At 70.8% G+C, this 14,842-nt stretch carries 14 protein-coding genes; 4 read left to right on the top strand and 10 right to left on the bottom strand.

The window, feature by feature from the left end:
* Positions 1-1,051: 1,051 nt before the first annotated feature.
* The gene (locus ACOTKD_RS36610; protein WP_424893323.1) at positions 1,052-1,609 is read left to right on the top strand and encodes a hypothetical protein; all 558 of its coding nucleotides are present in this window, start codon (positions 1,052-1,054) and stop codon (positions 1,607-1,609) included.
* Entirely contained in the window at positions 1,606-2,076 is a 471-nt protein-coding gene (locus ACOTKD_RS36605; RefSeq protein ID WP_424893322.1) for a replication/maintenance protein RepL, read from the top strand. The genes ACOTKD_RS36610 and ACOTKD_RS36605 overlap by 4 nt, the downstream gene beginning before the upstream one ends.
* A gap of 490 nt (positions 2,077-2,566) precedes the next feature.
* Here ACOTKD_RS36605 and ACOTKD_RS36600 read toward each other — a convergent pair whose 3' ends face one another.
* The 9 genes from ACOTKD_RS36600 to tap form a co-directional block, all read right to left on the bottom strand.
* Positions 2,567-3,403, bottom strand: coding sequence for a hypothetical protein (locus ACOTKD_RS36600; RefSeq protein ID WP_424893321.1), 837 nt, complete (start codon positions 3,401-3,403; stop codon positions 2,567-2,569).
* An 83-nt stretch (positions 3,404-3,486) separates the two neighbouring features.
* Entirely contained in the window at positions 3,487-4,674 is a 1,188-nt protein-coding gene (locus tag ACOTKD_RS36595) for a hypothetical protein (protein WP_424893320.1), read from the bottom strand.
* A 278-nt stretch (positions 4,675-4,952) separates the two neighbouring features.
* Positions 4,953-5,213: a hypothetical protein gene (locus ACOTKD_RS36590; protein ID WP_424893319.1), complete on the bottom strand. Its 261-nt coding sequence runs from the start codon at positions 5,211-5,213 to the stop codon at positions 4,953-4,955.
* Positions 5,210-5,515, bottom strand: a complete 306-nt coding sequence (locus ACOTKD_RS36585; RefSeq protein WP_424893327.1) for a DUF6247 family protein — start codon at positions 5,513-5,515, stop codon at positions 5,210-5,212. Before ACOTKD_RS36585 ends, ACOTKD_RS36590 begins: the two co-directional genes overlap by 4 nt.
* 82 nt (positions 5,516-5,597) lie before the next feature.
* The gene (locus tag ACOTKD_RS36580; protein WP_424893318.1) at positions 5,598-6,140 is read right to left on the bottom strand and encodes a hypothetical protein; all 543 of its coding nucleotides are present in this window, start codon (positions 6,138-6,140) and stop codon (positions 5,598-5,600) included.
* Between the two features lie 4 nt (positions 6,141-6,144).
* Positions 6,145-6,642 (bottom strand): hypothetical protein, encoded by a 498-nt coding sequence (locus ACOTKD_RS36575; protein ID WP_424893317.1) that lies wholly within the window; start codon positions 6,640-6,642, stop codon positions 6,145-6,147.
* Positions 6,643-6,656: 14 nt separating this feature from the next.
* Complete coding sequence (tpg, locus tag ACOTKD_RS36570; RefSeq protein WP_424893316.1) at positions 6,657-7,214, bottom strand: telomere-protecting terminal protein Tpg; 558 nt, start codon at positions 7,212-7,214, stop codon at positions 6,657-6,659.
* Positions 7,215-7,217: 3 nt separating this feature from the next.
* On the bottom strand, positions 7,218-7,610 hold the full coding sequence (locus ACOTKD_RS36565) for a hypothetical protein (RefSeq protein ID WP_424893315.1): 393 nt from the start codon (positions 7,608-7,610) through the stop codon (positions 7,218-7,220).
* Between the two features lie 84 nt (positions 7,611-7,694).
* Positions 7,695-9,815: a telomere-associated protein Tap gene (gene tap / locus ACOTKD_RS36560; protein WP_424893314.1), complete on the bottom strand. Its 2,121-nt coding sequence runs from the start codon at positions 9,813-9,815 to the stop codon at positions 7,695-7,697.
* 146 nt (positions 9,816-9,961) lie between these two features.
* On the opposite strand from tap, the gene ACOTKD_RS36555 reads away from it, so the two are divergent.
* Positions 9,962-11,818: a zeta toxin family protein gene (locus ACOTKD_RS36555; protein ID WP_424893313.1), complete on the top strand. Its 1,857-nt coding sequence runs from the start codon at positions 9,962-9,964 to the stop codon at positions 11,816-11,818.
* Here the strand turns inward: ACOTKD_RS36555 and ACOTKD_RS36550 are convergent.
* Positions 11,782-12,027, bottom strand: a complete 246-nt coding sequence (locus ACOTKD_RS36550; RefSeq protein ID WP_424893312.1) for a hypothetical protein — start codon at positions 12,025-12,027, stop codon at positions 11,782-11,784. The two genes, ACOTKD_RS36555 and ACOTKD_RS36550, sit on opposite strands and share 37 nt — an antisense overlap.
* A gap of 130 nt (positions 12,028-12,157) precedes the next feature.
* Between ACOTKD_RS36550 and ACOTKD_RS36545 the strand changes: the two genes are divergently transcribed.
* Positions 12,158-14,842: an ATP/GTP-binding protein gene (locus ACOTKD_RS36545; RefSeq protein WP_424893311.1), complete on the top strand. Its 2,685-nt coding sequence runs from the start codon at positions 12,158-12,160 to the stop codon at positions 14,840-14,842.

Below are 14,842 nucleotides of genomic sequence, written 5' to 3'. Positions count from 1 at the left end.
CAAGCGCGGGAATTGAATTCCGCAAGCGGAATTCTAAAAGCACATCAATTCGCGCAAGCGCGAATTGCGGGGAGTCCCGCAAGCGGGACTCCTTCGGCTGGCTACGAGAGGCAGGTGCATCACGCGCGGGCCTGTGTAGCTACTGGGAATCCCAGCTGCCATCCCCGCAACGAGAGTGACGGACCGTCGGCCCGACCGGGTGCCGATCCCACCGCAGTGACGGGCTCCGCTGCGCTCCACCCGAACCCCTTTCCCCCACCCTCGGAACCGCTGGATACGTTTACCAATACCCCGTCAGCATACACGCCAACCCGCGCCGATGAAGGAGGTTTCGATGGTGCGCCACTCGAGAGGGCGAACGCGTATCCATACCGATGCATCACTGCTGGTAGCTGTGTAGCATTTGGGTCCAAGCCGCAGCACCCCTGGTTCACTAAAAACGCACTCGCACAATTCAGAGCTGCGCTGCCCTGAATTGCTCAGCCACAGAACGGAAGCCTCGATATGGGTATGCCTGAATTCGGCGTTCGGAGGTACGGGAGCCGAACGGCCGCTAGGCCGGGCGGCGGAACCACTCACCGGCACCAGCCACGCCTCCATGCTTTTGATCGTCACGGCTGGTACCACCCGAGACGCAGCTCCGCTGGTGCCGCCTACGGTCCGCGCTGGTCCCACGGAGCCGCACGCGAAGCCGCCTTAGCCCAGGCCAGGCCACCGCAGCGCAAGAGTCGGCGAACCACCGATGGACGGATCCGCGGCCTCGCCTGCCCTGTCGCAGCCCGCGCCGTTGCATACAGCGGTCGAAGGACGCAGCAGGGGCCGCCGGGGGCGCGCCTCTAAAGATCAGATAGGCGCAACGCTCTGACCTGCGAAAACACGAGCGATGCATGCACCCTGGGTGCATAGATCGTGGTCGCGGGAGCCGAGATGCATGCACGTAGGTGAATAGATCGTTCCTGTCCAGAGACACGCCCGCCGCATGCATGGATCACGTGCATAACATCGCAGATCTGCTATGTTATGCGCCACCAACGATCATGAAGGAGAGCCCGTGGCCCAGCCCTTGAGGCGCAGCGCGGAGGCGCCGGCGGAGGCGTCACGGCTGGCCCCTGCGCCCCCGCCTTCGGATGCCGTCAATGGCATGGAGTCCGCGCGGGACTTGCTCCAGAGGTTCGAGAAGCTCGCCAAAAAGGGCGGGACGTTCACCACGAACCCCGAGGTCAAGCCGTACGTCTTCTACGGTGGCCAGCACCTGAGCGCCTCCCAGGTGATCCAGGAGAACCTGTGGAAGTTCAAGCTTTCCGCCGTGTCGCGCGACGTCCTCGACCACATGGTGACCAACCATGACGATCAAGCGTTGGTGCAGATGACGCAGAGCAGCCTGGCCCTGAAGTTCGGCTGCTCGCAGTCGAAGGTCTCCCGCGCGATCGGGCAGCTGAGCCGTCACAACTTCACCTGGAAGGAGCGGCGCGGGGTGTACCGCCTGCATCCGCTCTACGCTTACCGGTGGGGCAGCGTGAAGCAGCGGCGGCTGGTGCAGTCGCTGAAGAAGACGCTTGTCGACCGAGAGATCGTCATCCCGACTGTGAGGAACGAGGCCACGCGATGAGCAGCACCGTCCCTGGTTTCCACAACCCGGAGATCTTCGAGGTTCTGCCGAACGCGTGCCTGTCGCCGACGGCCCGCGACGTATTCGACGTCCTCACCGCCCGTCAGCAGCCCGGTGGACTGGTCAAGATCCGGCAGCAGGACATCGCCGAACGCCTCGGGTTGACGCAGTCCGTCGTCTCCCGGGCGATCGGGCAGCTGCGGGACAAGGGCATCATCAGTGAGCGGCAGCGCAAGGGCACCGTCCTCATCCACCCGCTGATGGCCGGCTACGAGTCGCTCGCCCACATGGTCAACCACCTCCAGGACCCCGACACGTTCGTGTGGCCGCTGAACTTCCCCACCGGGGACATCCGGCCTCCGCGGGCCCGCGATGCCCGGGTCGGGACCGACTTCGACCCCGACCCAGATGGCGGCGAAGACGCCCCGGCCCCCGAGGCGCGGCCCGCCCTCCGGCTAGCCGGCTGAATAGCCGCCACGCCCCGCGCAGCACCACGGCGCCCTTCCGACCGGAAGCGGCGCCGTCTTTGTTCCCGGACGGTGCGGAGCAGCACGGCGGTAGCACCAGGTAGACCGGATCGTTGTGGAGCAGCAGAACGAACCAGTGCTGTCCGCTGTATGCGGCAAGCAGCAGCCGCCCGCTGCTGCACCGTGTGGCTGGCCTGCTGCACGAGCATCAGCCGTGTGCCACCTGGCCGATGCAGATGCCGCGCGGCACCCGCGACACCGCCTTGCTGCTTTTCGATGACCGCCCCCAGGACCACGAGCAGCATCACGGCGACAACGAGCGGCACCCACCACGCGCAGCTGCTGCTGCACCCGGCGGGAAACAGCACGACCAGGAGTAGCACCAGGCCGCCGCCGAAGGCCCTCGCCTCACAGCTCACAGCCTCCCGGTGCACCCCTCCTACCTGGGCAAACAGGGTGTGTGCCTCACAGCAACAGCCGGGAGCAGCTGTCACAGGATGGTGCCGTGCAGGGCGCGGCGGTCGCCGGACATCGCATAGCGGCGGGCAGCGAGGCCGAACTCGAGGTCCTCGCCGATCGCCTCGCACAGCGGCGCCAGGACGTCGGCGGCGTCGGTGTCGGAGAGGTAGGCCGGGGCGACTTCGAGCATCAGCTCCCCGATCGCGTGGCTGCTGGCGGCGAGGTCGTCGACGACCTGGCGCAGCGCGGCAACGGCCGGGTCTGCGGGCGGACCGGCGGGCGGCGGGGGCGGGGCGGTGCGGACGTCGCGGACGGCTTGGCGGACCACGGAGCGCACCGTGGCGGTGTCGAGGTCCTGGAGGCCTCTGTGGGCGAGCGTGGCGAGGCGGCGGGTGATCAGCTCCGCGACGTCGTCGGCGCGGCCGGAGACGGCGATCAGGGCGCGCTGGGACAGGCCGTAGTCGAGCGCGGCCGCGGCGGCCGGGCCGGTGTCTCGCGTGCGAGACAGCTCGGTGCCGGCGGCGACCGCGCCGTGGATCGCGGCCAGGGCGCGCGCAACGTCCAGGAGCCGGTACGCCTGCGCGCGGCTGATGCCGAACTCCGCGTCGCAATACGACTCCCAGCTGCTGTGCCCGAGCGGCACCCAGACGCGGGCGGCGTGCGCGTCACGGACTCGGGCGGCGAGCACCGCCACGGAGCGCCGGACGTCGTCCATCGCCTCGCGTAGCCCGTCCGTCATCTCCCGGGCGCGGGCCGCGGTCAGCGGTGGCCGCGCCGGTTCGGCGCCGTGCTCCTGGTCCTCGTGCTGCTCGCCCACGACTCCATCGTCCTCCGCGCCAGCGGGCACCACCAGGGCATGCAGGAGCACCGGCGCGATCCCCGCCTCACACCCTCACACCCTCACAGTTCACCTCGTCTACCTGGGGAAATAGGCTGTGAGGCTCATAGACCTCACAGGTCCGCACGGCGTGGGTGGAGGACGGTGGCGGTGGGCCGGGCCGGCAGGAGTCCCTTCTTGCGGAGGGTCTGGGCCCGGACGCTGCACCATCGTGAGCAGAAGTCCCGGGGGCGGCGCAGCGACTTCGGTAGGGCCTGGGCGCATACCCGGCAGTGCCCTGGTTCGATGACGGGTGCCAGGCGCTGCAGGAGCCTGTCGGCCCGGCTTTCTTCCTCGTGATCGCAGGGGACGACGTCGGCCGGGCAGCCGGCGAGCAGTTCGGCGAGGACCGCGCGCAGGCTGGGAAGGTGGCGGCGGCAGGTGCCGAGCAGGTCCAGGTACTCCTCCACGGGCCAGCTGGCGAGGACGGCGGAGCGGGTGAGGTACAGGCCGAGGGTGTCGATGCGGTACCGGTCGGGGGTGTCGAGCAGCAGGTAGCCGAGCAGCTGCCAGGCGGTGCGCTTCTTCAGATGGCCAGGGCGCTTGGTGCTCTTGAAGTCGAGCAGCAGCCCGTCGATCACAAGGTCGGCGTCGGCGCTGATGCCGACTCCCGCGAACGTCGGCCCGCCGATGCAGTCTTGCGGGCTCGTGCGCCTGCGGAGAGCCTCCAGGGGGCCTTCGGCGGCCTGGTAGAGCTGGGCGACGACGTCGGCCACCATGTCTGGGTGCGGGAGCTGCAGGAGCCGGGCAAGGGTGAAGGCTCCAGGATCCTCCAGAGCGGCGATGAACAGCGGCGTGTACGTGAACCCGAACGGATTGCGCCAGAGCACCTGGTACCAGGCTGCGGCAAGCAGCATGCGGGCCAGGTCCTCCTCCTCGTCGTGGGCGCGGTCCATCGGCGTGGCCCGGTTGTCGAGGTCCAGGCTTTGCACGGCTTCGGTCAGACGCGCGGCGAGTTCGTTGCCGACGGCGCGCATGCGCAGGCCCGCGCCGCTGTACGAGGCGCCGGTGGACTCGATGCCGAGAAGGGAGGCTTCGTCGACGGGCGCGGCCGCGGTGAAGGCGAGGCGCAGCCGCTGGTCGATGGCTGTGCCGACGGTGCCGGCCTCGGTGCCGACGCCGGGCGGCGGCATGAGGACGTAGTCGGTCCGGTGCTGGGCGCGGAAGCTCTCGCGTACCGGCTTGGGGCCGGCGGACAGCTCGCGATCCAGGAACCGGCGCAGCGGCGTACGGGGACTGTGCAGTCCGGAGGTCAGGCTCATCCGGGGTGACCGCCTTCGGTACGGGCGCCGTCAGGGCGCAGTGGAGTTGCCACAGACCGGACGCTAGGAAGGCGGACTGACAACGCGTCGCCCACAGGAGGGAGCCCGCGGTACCCGCAGATCAGCGGTTCACCAGATCGTGTAATCCGGGCTCCTGGATACGGAGGCGGAGACATATCGTTGCCCGGTGGATGCCGGTGACTACGGCCGTGGCCGTGATGCGGAACGCCCTGACCCCGGCAGTTGCGATGCCGGGGTCAGGGCGTTGTCACCGGTGGCTATCCGAGCCAGGTGATGGTGAGGACGGACAGCCGGCGCAGGGGCCGGTTCACCCAGTAGGTGAGGGAGAGCTGGCCGACGGAGGCGTGCCGGACGTCCTCGCCCTCGGGGTCGTCGGCGTTCCACTGCCGGAAGCCCCACGGATCGGCCGCGGCGGCGTCCAGGACGTCCCACACCATGTCTTCGACGTGCTGGGGCAGGGTCTCGAGGACCTTTGCGGCCGGGGCGGAGAAGCGGACCTCGTACGGCTGTGGGGTCACCGGCGCCTTCCCCGGAGCTCCGCCATGTCGATGAACTGGCTGTCGTCGTAGCCGGAGGCGACGAACGCGTCGACGGCCGGGGCGGAGGCGAGGCGGCCCTGCCAGTCCTGGACGACCTTGTACAGCCCGCCGAGGGAGAACGTGCGCCGCGATTCCTCGAGGGCGGCCGCCCACTCCCGCTCGAAGGCCGGGACCCAGGTGTCTGCGCGCCGGTCGGCGCGCAACTGGTCGAGGAGTTCGGCTGGCGCCCCGGGTGCGGGGGCGCCGACCGTGGCAGGGGCGTGGTCGGGCTGCGCGCTCATCGGCTGGTCCTCCCGGCGGCGGGTCGTACCGCCACGGTACGCGCGCTGGGTAGCCGTGGATGCGGGCATGGGTAGATCCGTCCTACCGGGTCACGAAACGGGCAACGGCCTGGGCGTGCTGGCGCAGCGGGAGGTCCTGCTTCTCCCACGTGGCGGCGACGTAGGCGAGAAGTCCGGCCGTCGCGCGCTCCGCGTCGCTCGGGTTGCTGGTGAGCAGCCGATCGGCGGCGTAGGAGAGCTCTTCGGCCGGGGCGGGGTAGTCATCGGCGTTGGCGTCCGGGTCGACGTCCAGGGCCAGGAGGTAGCGCACCCCGCCCCGAGTCTGGACGGTGATGGTGTCCTCGCGCGGGGAGTCCGGAGTGGCGACGTAGAAGTCGGGGTGGTTGAGGATCGCCGCGGCGAGGGCCTCAGTGAGCGCCGGCGCGGGCAGGACGTCGTCCGTGGTCGGTTCGGCGTCCTGCAGGGTGAGGTCGAAGCCGTTGCCCGCCAGCGTGGTGAAAGAGACGCGGTCCTGGCCGGGTTCGGCGTGAGCGCCCAGGATGTGCGGGCTGTTGCGCAGCGCGTCAGCGATCCGGACGGGATCGTGATCGGCATCGAGCAGCGGGCTCTTGTCACGGTCGTACACGGGGCTACTCCTGGGTGCCGGGCGCGGTCGGGGTCTGCAGGATGATGTGGCCGAACCCGAACTGCGGTCGGCTGGTGGTGTAGCGGAAGCCGCTCAGGATGGTGCCGAGGGCGGTGTCCATCGCCGATCGGACCACGTCGTAGCGGATGACGGCTTCGTCGTCTGTGCGGTCGGCTTCGACCATGTCGAGTGCCTCGCGGTCGAGCCGGGCGTGGGGCTGCCAGTCGACGACGACCTGGGCGTCGTCGTCGATGTAGATCACGACGCCGCCAGGGTTCTCGTCAGTGAGTTCAGACGGCGTCACGTGCAGGCCGGCGGTGGCGAGGTCAAGGCGCACCTGTTCGAGGAGGAGTTCGGGGGCGACGGGGGGAAGCCCCTTAGCCAGGCGGAGGAGGGTGGCGGCTTCGTCCTCCTGGCGCTGGTAGTCGTCGGCGGCCTGGCGGTTCGCCGCACGTTCGGCATCGTTCTTCGGGTGTGGGTACGGGTAGTAGATGCTCGCCATCAGAGACTCCGAAATTAGTAGTCGAGGTCCAGGTAATCGATGTCGTTGATTTCCACGTCCGACAGTCCCATAGCGCGACCTCCCCCGTCCTGGAAATACACTTCTTTAAAGCCTTCGGCGATGATTTTCCGCATCTCCTGGTCGCTAGCTCCCGCGTCGCGGGCGTCGAAGAGGCGCGCAGCGTACGTCGGGGGGAGGTGGATGGTCAGGCGGCGGAAGCGCCCGTCGTCGGTCGTGCCGACGGGCGCGGTGTAGCCGAAGCGGGCCCTGGTCTCCACGGTGATGCCGGTGGCGGTGGCGGCCTGCTTGCGCCGGCGTTTGCGGACCTGGGGCTGCCAGCGGGCCCGTACGGCGGCGTCGATCTTCGCGGCGATTTCCTTGGGCGGGTGCTTGCGCGTGCCGCGGCGGTAGCGGTTGACGGAGTCGGCGGTGACGCCGAGCTCCGCCGCGACGGCCTTCGTGGTCTTCATCTGCTTGAGCAGGAAGTTGATGCGGCCCTGGAGGGTCTTGGGCGGCTCCCGGGTGAACGCTTCCTGGTCAGCCCGCTCGATGGCGTCTTCGATCTCCCTCATCAGTCAGCTCCCGTCCGTGAGTCGGCTGTGGCCGTAGCGGTGGGGAATCAGGCGGGCTTCGGCAGCCGGGGTGAGGTCGACGACCAGGCGCTCGCCGACACCGCAGGCCGTGGTGGCGTCGGGGGTGAGGTAGCCGAGGGTGCGCAGCTCGCCGACCGCTTTACGGAAGGCGTCGCGGCCCTCGGCGGCCAGGCGCTCGTTGCGGGTGAGGGAGGTCAATTCGCTGATCGTGGGCTCGTCTCCGGGGGTGTAGCCGGTGGCGAGCTCGGCCAGGACACCGCGGGCGCGCCAGGTCAGGCGCATGTCCCGCATCGCCCGCGCGAACAGCACCGGGTCGTGGGCGGGCGGGGCGGTGGGGACGGGCCACTGCGGCGTCGGGGCGCCGGTGGTGTTCATCAGGTACGGCTCCTTCGGTGCGGTTGAGCGTGCGCGCCGGCCTTCCGTTGGGACGGCGCGATGCCGGTGTCGGTGGTCGCGGGCCTACTCGCCCTCGTCGAGAACGGCGTCGCCGCCCTTGATGTGGCGGGCGGGGTTGAGGCCCTTCTCCATCAGGTCCACGGCCCAGGCCATCTCCTGGACGCCCTCCAGCTTCACCAGGCCCGGCGTGGGGCCGAGACGGAAGCCGCCCGGCTGGGGCTTGCCGGATGCCGCGTAGGGCAGGAAGTCGAGCGGCGAGGCGCCGGGCGAGGGGTAGACGACGCAGTCGGAGAGCACGGCGAGCGGGTACAGGCCCGTCATCTTCGCCATGTTCATCAGCTTGCGGTGCATGTTGACCCGCGCCTTGCTGATGACGGCGGCGCGGATGTCGGGGCGCCAGGTGGGCCGCATCATGGCCGGCCACGGTTCGCCGTCCTTGTATCCCTTGCCCTGCGGGTTCTCGAACAGCTTGCCGATGCCGCCCTTGACCGTGCCCTTGATCGCGGCCAGCACGGCAGCCAGCGCCGGGTCGACGTCCTTGTGCCGCTCCATCGCCGCCAGGAACTCCGCGTCGGAGAGGTCCTTGGTGACGCCGAGGTCGGCGAGGGTGTCGACGTAGGCGGTCTTGAGCCGGTCGTGCCACGGGTCCAGGTACGCGCCCGTCTCGCGCCGCAGGTACGCCTCGATCGGCTGCACGTTGTAGCCGAGCTCCTGGGCGTAGGCGACGGTGTGCGTCTGGTACCAGGCCGGTCCCGTCGGGCGCTCGCCGGTCGGCGTGAACGGGCTGGGCAGGCGCGGGTCCAGCTCGATGCCGGACAGGTCGACCAGCCAGGAGCCGGGGATCTTCGGGTTGAAGGGCGGGTTCACGAAGTGCACGGGCTCGGACAGGCCGACGGTGAGCCGCGCGGCGGCGGCGAGGAACGCCGTGTTGAGGTCCAGGCCGATCGCGTAGGGGAGCATGCACTCCTCATCGGTGAGCAGGTCGACCGACCGCGCCCACGTGTACGCCTCCTCGTGCAGGAAGCCGCCCTTCCAGCCGGAGTGGTAGATGGCGGGGTGTTCGGGCTGGCCCTCCGGGGGCGCCGGGTCCATCGGCTCCGTACCCAAGCTGCCGGGGTTGTGGCCGGAGATCCAGTTGCCGGTCTCCTCATCGCGCACCGGCCGGGTCGGCGGGCGCAGCGCGGTCATCAGCTCCAGGCCGCAGACGGCCGTGCCGCCGCGCGGGGTGATGACCCGCTGGGCGTAGATGCTGAGCACGCGGGCGACGTCGGCCGGCTTCATCTCTGACACCCCGGGCCAGGAGCGGGAGTCGAGGGCATCCCAGGGGAGGATCGCGAGCTGCACGCACTGGCGCTGGGAGCCCTGCGCCTTGCGGTAGATGCGGGGCCAGGGACCGAAGCCGCGCTGGGTGAGCTGCCACTTCGCCTTGGCGATCTGCTTGACGACCGGGTGGTCCTCCGCGAGGCGCAGTCCCCGGCGGTCCTCCAGGCGCTCGGGCAGCCCGAACCGCGTGGCCGCGGCCGCGGTGAGCACGATCAGCGGGTCCTGGTCCTTGCCGTGGCGGTGCAGCTTCGGCGCGCCAAGGCCGGCCTCGCGCAGCGTCCACTCCACCAGCTCCACCACCGTGGTCGCCGGGCAGTCCAGCACGAGGCCGTCCACGCCGTACGCGGAACCGTCGCCGTCCAGCACAGCAAGCGGACCGTGCGGGAACCGCGGATCCAGCGCGGGCTTCGCGGCCTTCTTCGCCGCCGGACGCCGCGACGACGTCACCGGGCGCGCAGCCGGACGGACGAGACGGTCGGGCGCGGACGGGGCGGCAGGAGCTTCCACCGGCGCTGCGGTTTGCGGCTCAGGCGCGGCCGGGCCGGCGAACGTCTCCGGCACCTCCGGCTGAGGTGAGGCGGCCGGAGCCGGCGCGGCGGCGGGAGTGCCGTGCGCGGGGTACTTCGCTGCCCAGCCCTTGAGGAGCCGCTGATATGCCTCCAGGCGCGGCGGCTTCGGCTCGCTGCGGCCGTTCTCCCAGTTTTTGACCGTCTGCGTCGTCGACTTCAGGGCCTGTGCGAGGCGGGCCTGCGTGATGCCGGCGGCCTCCCGTAGCCGGGCGCGCTCCGCCGGGGGCGGCAGCTGCGGTTCCTCGGCCAGCAGCGCATCGACGGACGCGTTCAGCTCTTCCTCAGTTGGCATGTCTATCTCCCTCCACTCCGGACACTAGCACAATTTAACCCTCGTGAGAGTCGAATTTTACCCCTTGCGTTTAACCCATTCTGTTGATGTAGGGTGCGTGGCGTTGCCGGCGTGATCATCAACAACGGACTGAAGGGTTTGGAGAGTTGAGAGACGAGGACGTCGTTCCGGTCACCTTGGCCGAGCGCAAGCACGAGGAGATTCTGGCGGCCGAGATCCTGCCGGCCTGGACCCGGAACGCCGTTGCTCAGGACCGGCCGGTGGTGGTGCTCGTCGCCGGCCCGCCGGGGAGCGGGAAGTCCACCCTGTGCAACCTCTTACTGGCGGTCCTCAACCGGCGGGGCGGCGCGGTACTGATCGGCCGCGACCTCTACAAGGCCGCTCACCCCAAGTACCGCGGCCTGATGCGCAGCGACGACCGCACAGCCGGTGTACGGGTGCGTCCGGACGTCCTGCGGTGGCAGGCGGAGGTCGAGGCATACGTGCGCCGCAAGCGGTTCGACGCGGTGGTGGAAACCCCCCGTGCCGATCCGCAGGAGGCCCGTGTGACGGCCCGCGCCTACCGCGCGGCCGGCTATCGCGTCGAGGTGGTGGCCCTGGCCACGGCGGAGGCCACAGCGCAGCTGAGCGGGATGGACCGCTACCTGACGCAGGTGAGCGAGCAGGGCGCGGGCCGGTATGTCTCCTGGGGCAACTTCGACCAGTGCGTGCGCAATCTGCCCGCCTTCCTGGAGGTCATCGAGGCCGAGCGGCTGGCGGACCAGGTGATGGTGGTGCGGCGTGACCTTCAGGTGCTGTACAGCAACGAACTCGCAGAGGAGGGGTTTTGGCGCAGCTCACCGGCCGCCCCCCAGGCGCTGACCGGGGAGTGGGCCCGGCCGTGGACGGCACCGGAGACCTGGCGCTTTCGCCGCCAGCTGGCCGGCGCGGAGCAGCAGCTGCATCCGCTGGCGCTCGCACCGGAGCGGCGCCTGGCGGTGGCCGGCGGTCTGGAGCGAGCCTTCGCGCTGGCCGAGCCGGTGCGCCGGGTCGCCCAGCCGCTCACGGTGCCGCCCGGAGTCGACTACCACCGCCTGTCCCCCAGCGAGCACGCGTGGATTTTCGACGAGCTGATCGTCCCGATGTACCTGAGCACTGTCACCCCGCAGGACGACCCGGTCACCGTGTACGTGATGGGTCCGCAGGGCGCCGGGAAGAGCTACGCGGCGCGCGTGCTGCGCCGCGCGCTGCGCGCCCGCAGGCCCACCCGGATCGAGGGCGGCACGTTCAAGGCGATGCACCCCGACTACCGCCAGCTTCTTGAACAGGAGCCGCGCACGGCCTCGGTGCGGATCAGAGCCGACTACCGGGCCTGGCAGGAGATGGCCGAGGCGTACGTACGGGCGCGCCGGGGCGATCTGCTGATTGAGATCGCCCCGGACAGCGTCCGTCACTTCACCGACAGCGTGCGCCGCGACCACCGGGCGGGCCGCCGGGTGGAGCTGATCGTCCTCGGGGCGCGCGCCGCGGACAGCCGGCTGGGCACCGCGACCCGGTGCGCCGAGGTGGCCCGCCTGGGCGGCACGCCCCGGTTCACCTCGGCCGCCGCCCACGACGTGACGTTCGGCGTCGTCGCCGATGTGGTCCGCGCGGCCGAACAGTCGCCGTACGTGCACTGCGTCTCGGTCGTCCGCCGGGACCTGACCGCGGTGTACCGCAACGAGCGCACCCCGGGCGGAGCCTGGGCCCGCCCGCCCCGGGGCGGGCATGTCCTGGAGACCGAGCAGCAACGCCGGTACACATCGGCCGAAGCGGCCCAGTTCCTCGCCACCCTTCAGCGCGTGCGGGGCGAGCTGCCGCAGTACCGGTCGGATCTGGTCGCCATCGCCGAGCTGGCCTGGCCGCTGATGCCCGCCCACCTGCAGCCGCGCACCCTCGCCTCCACGATCACCACGGCACCGCTGCCCGTCCTGCGCCAGGGTTCCGGCTACTGGCCGCCCAGCTCCCTGGCACGGGCCGCGTAGCGGGCCGCGATTTCGGCCACCTCCTCCGGCTCGGCGTCCTGGAGAGCCTCCCGGTCGGCGGCGCACACCGCCAGCCCCTCCTTCAGGGACTCCAGGCGCCCGACGTCGGGGACGGTGGCGCGCCGCTCCTTCATGAGCTGTTCCGCGTACCAGGTGCTCACGTCCTGGACGAGCTGTTCGGCGGCCTCGGGGCTCACGTGCTCTGACAACGGGGTGTCCTTCGCGTATCGGGATGTGATGGGGCGTCATTGTCCCTGGCCGAGACGATGCGGCCTGACCCGCCCGCGTTGCCGAAAGCAGCCGCGCCGCACGGCAGGGGCGCATAGGTTGATAGTGGCAATGATCATTCCTGGGGGGACCGACGTGGACCTGCGTGCGCTGTTCAGCTCCAACGACTCGTCCTTCGACGTCGACGAGGCGTTCGCCAACCGGCACCGCCAGTGGGCGATCGTGGCCGCCGCGATCGAGGAGCACCTGCGGCACATCAACGACCCGGCCTTCGACGTGGAGGATCTGGAAGCACCCCGCACCAATCTGGTCGTTTTCCACGGGGTGGGAGGGGTCGGCAAGTCCACGCTGCTGCGCAAGCTGGAAGCGACCCTCACCACGGACGACGCCCGCCCCGCCCAGTGGGGTGCACCGGCCTGGACCGAACGTCTCCTGCCCATCCGGATCGACTTGGCCCGCTCCGCGTCGACCGGCGCCGACTACGAGCGGGTGATCCTGACGGTCCGCCTCGCGCTCGCCGGGGCACTGGGCCGGCCACTGCCCTCCTTCGACCTGGCCCTGCGTCAGTACTGGGAGCATGTCCACCCTGGTGAGCCGCTGGACGAGTACATACGGCGCACCGGGCTGGTGGGCAAGTTCGCCGGCATGCTGCCCCAGCAGATGCAGGCCGCGGTCAGTGAGGCCGTCGGCGCCCTGGAGCTGCCCGGCATGGTCTCCTCTGCGGCCGGGCAGGTCACCGCGGCCCTGGTCAAAGCGCTGCGCGAGCGCCGCGAGCGCGCCCGGGCCCTGGCCGGCGCCTCCCGCACCGCCGCCCTGCTGGAGGCCACCCCCGACCTTGAGGCGCTCTCCTACTACCCGCACCTGCTCGCCTGGGAACTGGGCCGCCTGCCCGCGAAGAAGAAGCTCACGCCGGTCGTCCTGCTGGACACCATGGAGGACACCGCCGACCGTCACCGCGATCTCGAGCGCCTGCTGCAGCGCCTGGTCTGGCTCATGCCCTGCGCCCTCTTCGTCATCGGCGGCCGCTCCCGTCTGCAGTGGGCCGACCCCGCACTGCACGGCCAGCTCGACTGGACCGGCCCCATCGCCTGGCCCGGCCTTCAGGCCCCCTCGCCCCAGCTGGTGCCGCATCCCCGGGCCGCCGCGCCGGGCACCCGGCAGCACCTGATCGGCGACCTCTCCGCCGAGGACTGCGACGCCCACCTCGCCCGCCGCCTGGTCAAGGACGGCCAGCCCCTCATCGGCCCGGACATCCGCTCCGTGATCACCGCCCGCTCCCACGGCCTCCCTCTCCATCTGGACCTCGCGGTCGGCCGTTTCCTGGAGATCCGCCGCACCAGGGAGCCGGTCCCGGCCGACTTCGACCACACCTTCCCCGGCCTCCTAGCCCGTGTCCTGTCCGACCTCACCCCCGAGGAACGCCACGTCCTGCGCAGCGTCTCGCTGCTGGACGCCTTCGACCTCGACCTGGCCACTCAAGCGGCCGGCCTCACCCATCAGGCCCCGGCCCGGCGCCTGATCGACCGGCCGCTCGTCACCGACAACCCCTACGCCCTGTGGCCGTACCACCTGCACGGCGCGATCCGTACCGCGGTGCACGCCGACGAGACCAGCGAGGACCGCTGGACCCCCACCGACTGGCACCAGGCCGCCGCCCGCGCCCTCGCCGCCCTCGGCGAGCAGTGGACGAAGGCCGCCACTCTCGCCCCCAGCCGCATGCTCCTCGTCGCCTGCCTGCGCCAGGGCCTGCGCCTGGCCCGCGACCACCACCTGACCGGTCTGGGCTGGCTCATCGACGCCGCCTTCGCCTACACCGACGACTCCGTCTGGGAACCCCTCACCCTGCCCACCACCGAGGAGACACCGGACGCCCCCGCCGACGCCGTCGCCGAGCTCCTCACCGCGATCACCCGCCGCCAGCGCGAGCACCGCCAGCGCACCGCCGACCGTCTCACCGCCGTCCTGGCCACCGGTCTGCTGCCCGCCGAGCTGACCGAGATGGCCCTGTACTACCGGGCCAAGGCCCACAAGGACCTCAGCCAGAACGACGCCGCCCGCGCCGGCATGCAGCAGGTCGCCGACGCCGGCGGCCGCCTCGCCCCCAAGGCCCGCCGCGGACTTGCCAACCTGGCCCGCCTCGCCGGAGACTTCCCCACCGCCCTGGCCGCCGTGCCCACCCTGGGCTGGGAAGGCCGCCACCACCGCGTCCTCGGCGACATCCACTGGTCCCACGCCAACACCGACCAGGCCATCGCCGCCTTCGAAGCCGGCCGCGCCGAAGCCGAGCAGCACGGCGCCGCCGGCGAACGCGCCATGATGCAGGTCCGCCTCGCCCTCGCCGCTGCCTTCGCCGACCCCGCCCGCGCGGACGACGAGCTCGCCCTCGCCCACCAGCTTCTTGACGGTCTCGACCAGCTCTCCAACACCCTCCTCGCCCAGGTCGTCGCCCTGATCAAGGACGCCGGAACCGGCGGCGTCACCGGCCGCGCCCGGAACCTGCACACCGACATCGAGGCCGCAGGGCTCCCCTTCCTCCACCGCTTCGTGGAACTAGCCCTCGCTTTCCACCACGCCGTCCGCGGCGAGGACCAGGACCTGGCCGCCACCATTGACCGGCTGCGGGCACTCACCGCCACCGGCGACTTCGCCTACTTCACCGACATCGCCCACTACATGGCCGGCCTGCCCCTGCCCGGCCCCACCGCCACGCGCTGGATCGACGGCCCCGACGCCGTACGCGCGCGGTGGGAGAACCTCGTCCACGCCCGCCGGGCTCACCTGAACACGCCGTCCTAG

The organism is Streptomyces sp. XH2, assembly GCF_049725035.1.
In the GTDB taxonomy this organism is placed as follows: domain Bacteria; phylum Actinomycetota; class Actinomycetes; order Streptomycetales; family Streptomycetaceae; genus Streptomyces; species Streptomyces roseoverticillatus.
This window is presented reverse-complemented; position numbering and strand designations above follow the sequence as displayed.

Coding starts and splice junctions, on each gene's coding strand:
- ACOTKD_RS36575 (WP_424893317.1), bottom strand. CDS start 6,642: ATGGCGAGCATCTACTACCCGTACCCACACCCGAAGAACGATGCCGAA.
- ACOTKD_RS36565 (WP_424893315.1), bottom strand. CDS start 7,610: ATGAACACCACCGGCGCCCCGACGCCGCAGTGGCCCGTCCCCACCGCC.
- ACOTKD_RS36595 (WP_424893320.1), bottom strand. CDS start 4,674: ATGAGCCTGACCTCCGGACTGCACAGTCCCCGTACGCCGCTGCGCCGG.
- tpg (WP_424893316.1), bottom strand. CDS start 7,214: ATGAGGGAGATCGAAGACGCCATCGAGCGGGCTGACCAGGAAGCGTTC.
- tap (WP_424893314.1), bottom strand. CDS start 9,815: ATGCCAACTGAGGAAGAGCTGAACGCGTCCGTCGATGCGCTGCTGGCC.
- ACOTKD_RS36545 (WP_424893311.1), top strand. CDS start 12,158: ATGATCATTCCTGGGGGGACCGACGTGGACCTGCGTGCGCTGTTCAGC.
- ACOTKD_RS36585 (WP_424893327.1), bottom strand. CDS start 5,515: ATGAGCGCGCAGCCCGACCACGCCCCTGCCACGGTCGGCGCCCCCGCA.
- ACOTKD_RS36605 (WP_424893322.1), top strand. CDS start 1,606: ATGAGCAGCACCGTCCCTGGTTTCCACAACCCGGAGATCTTCGAGGTT.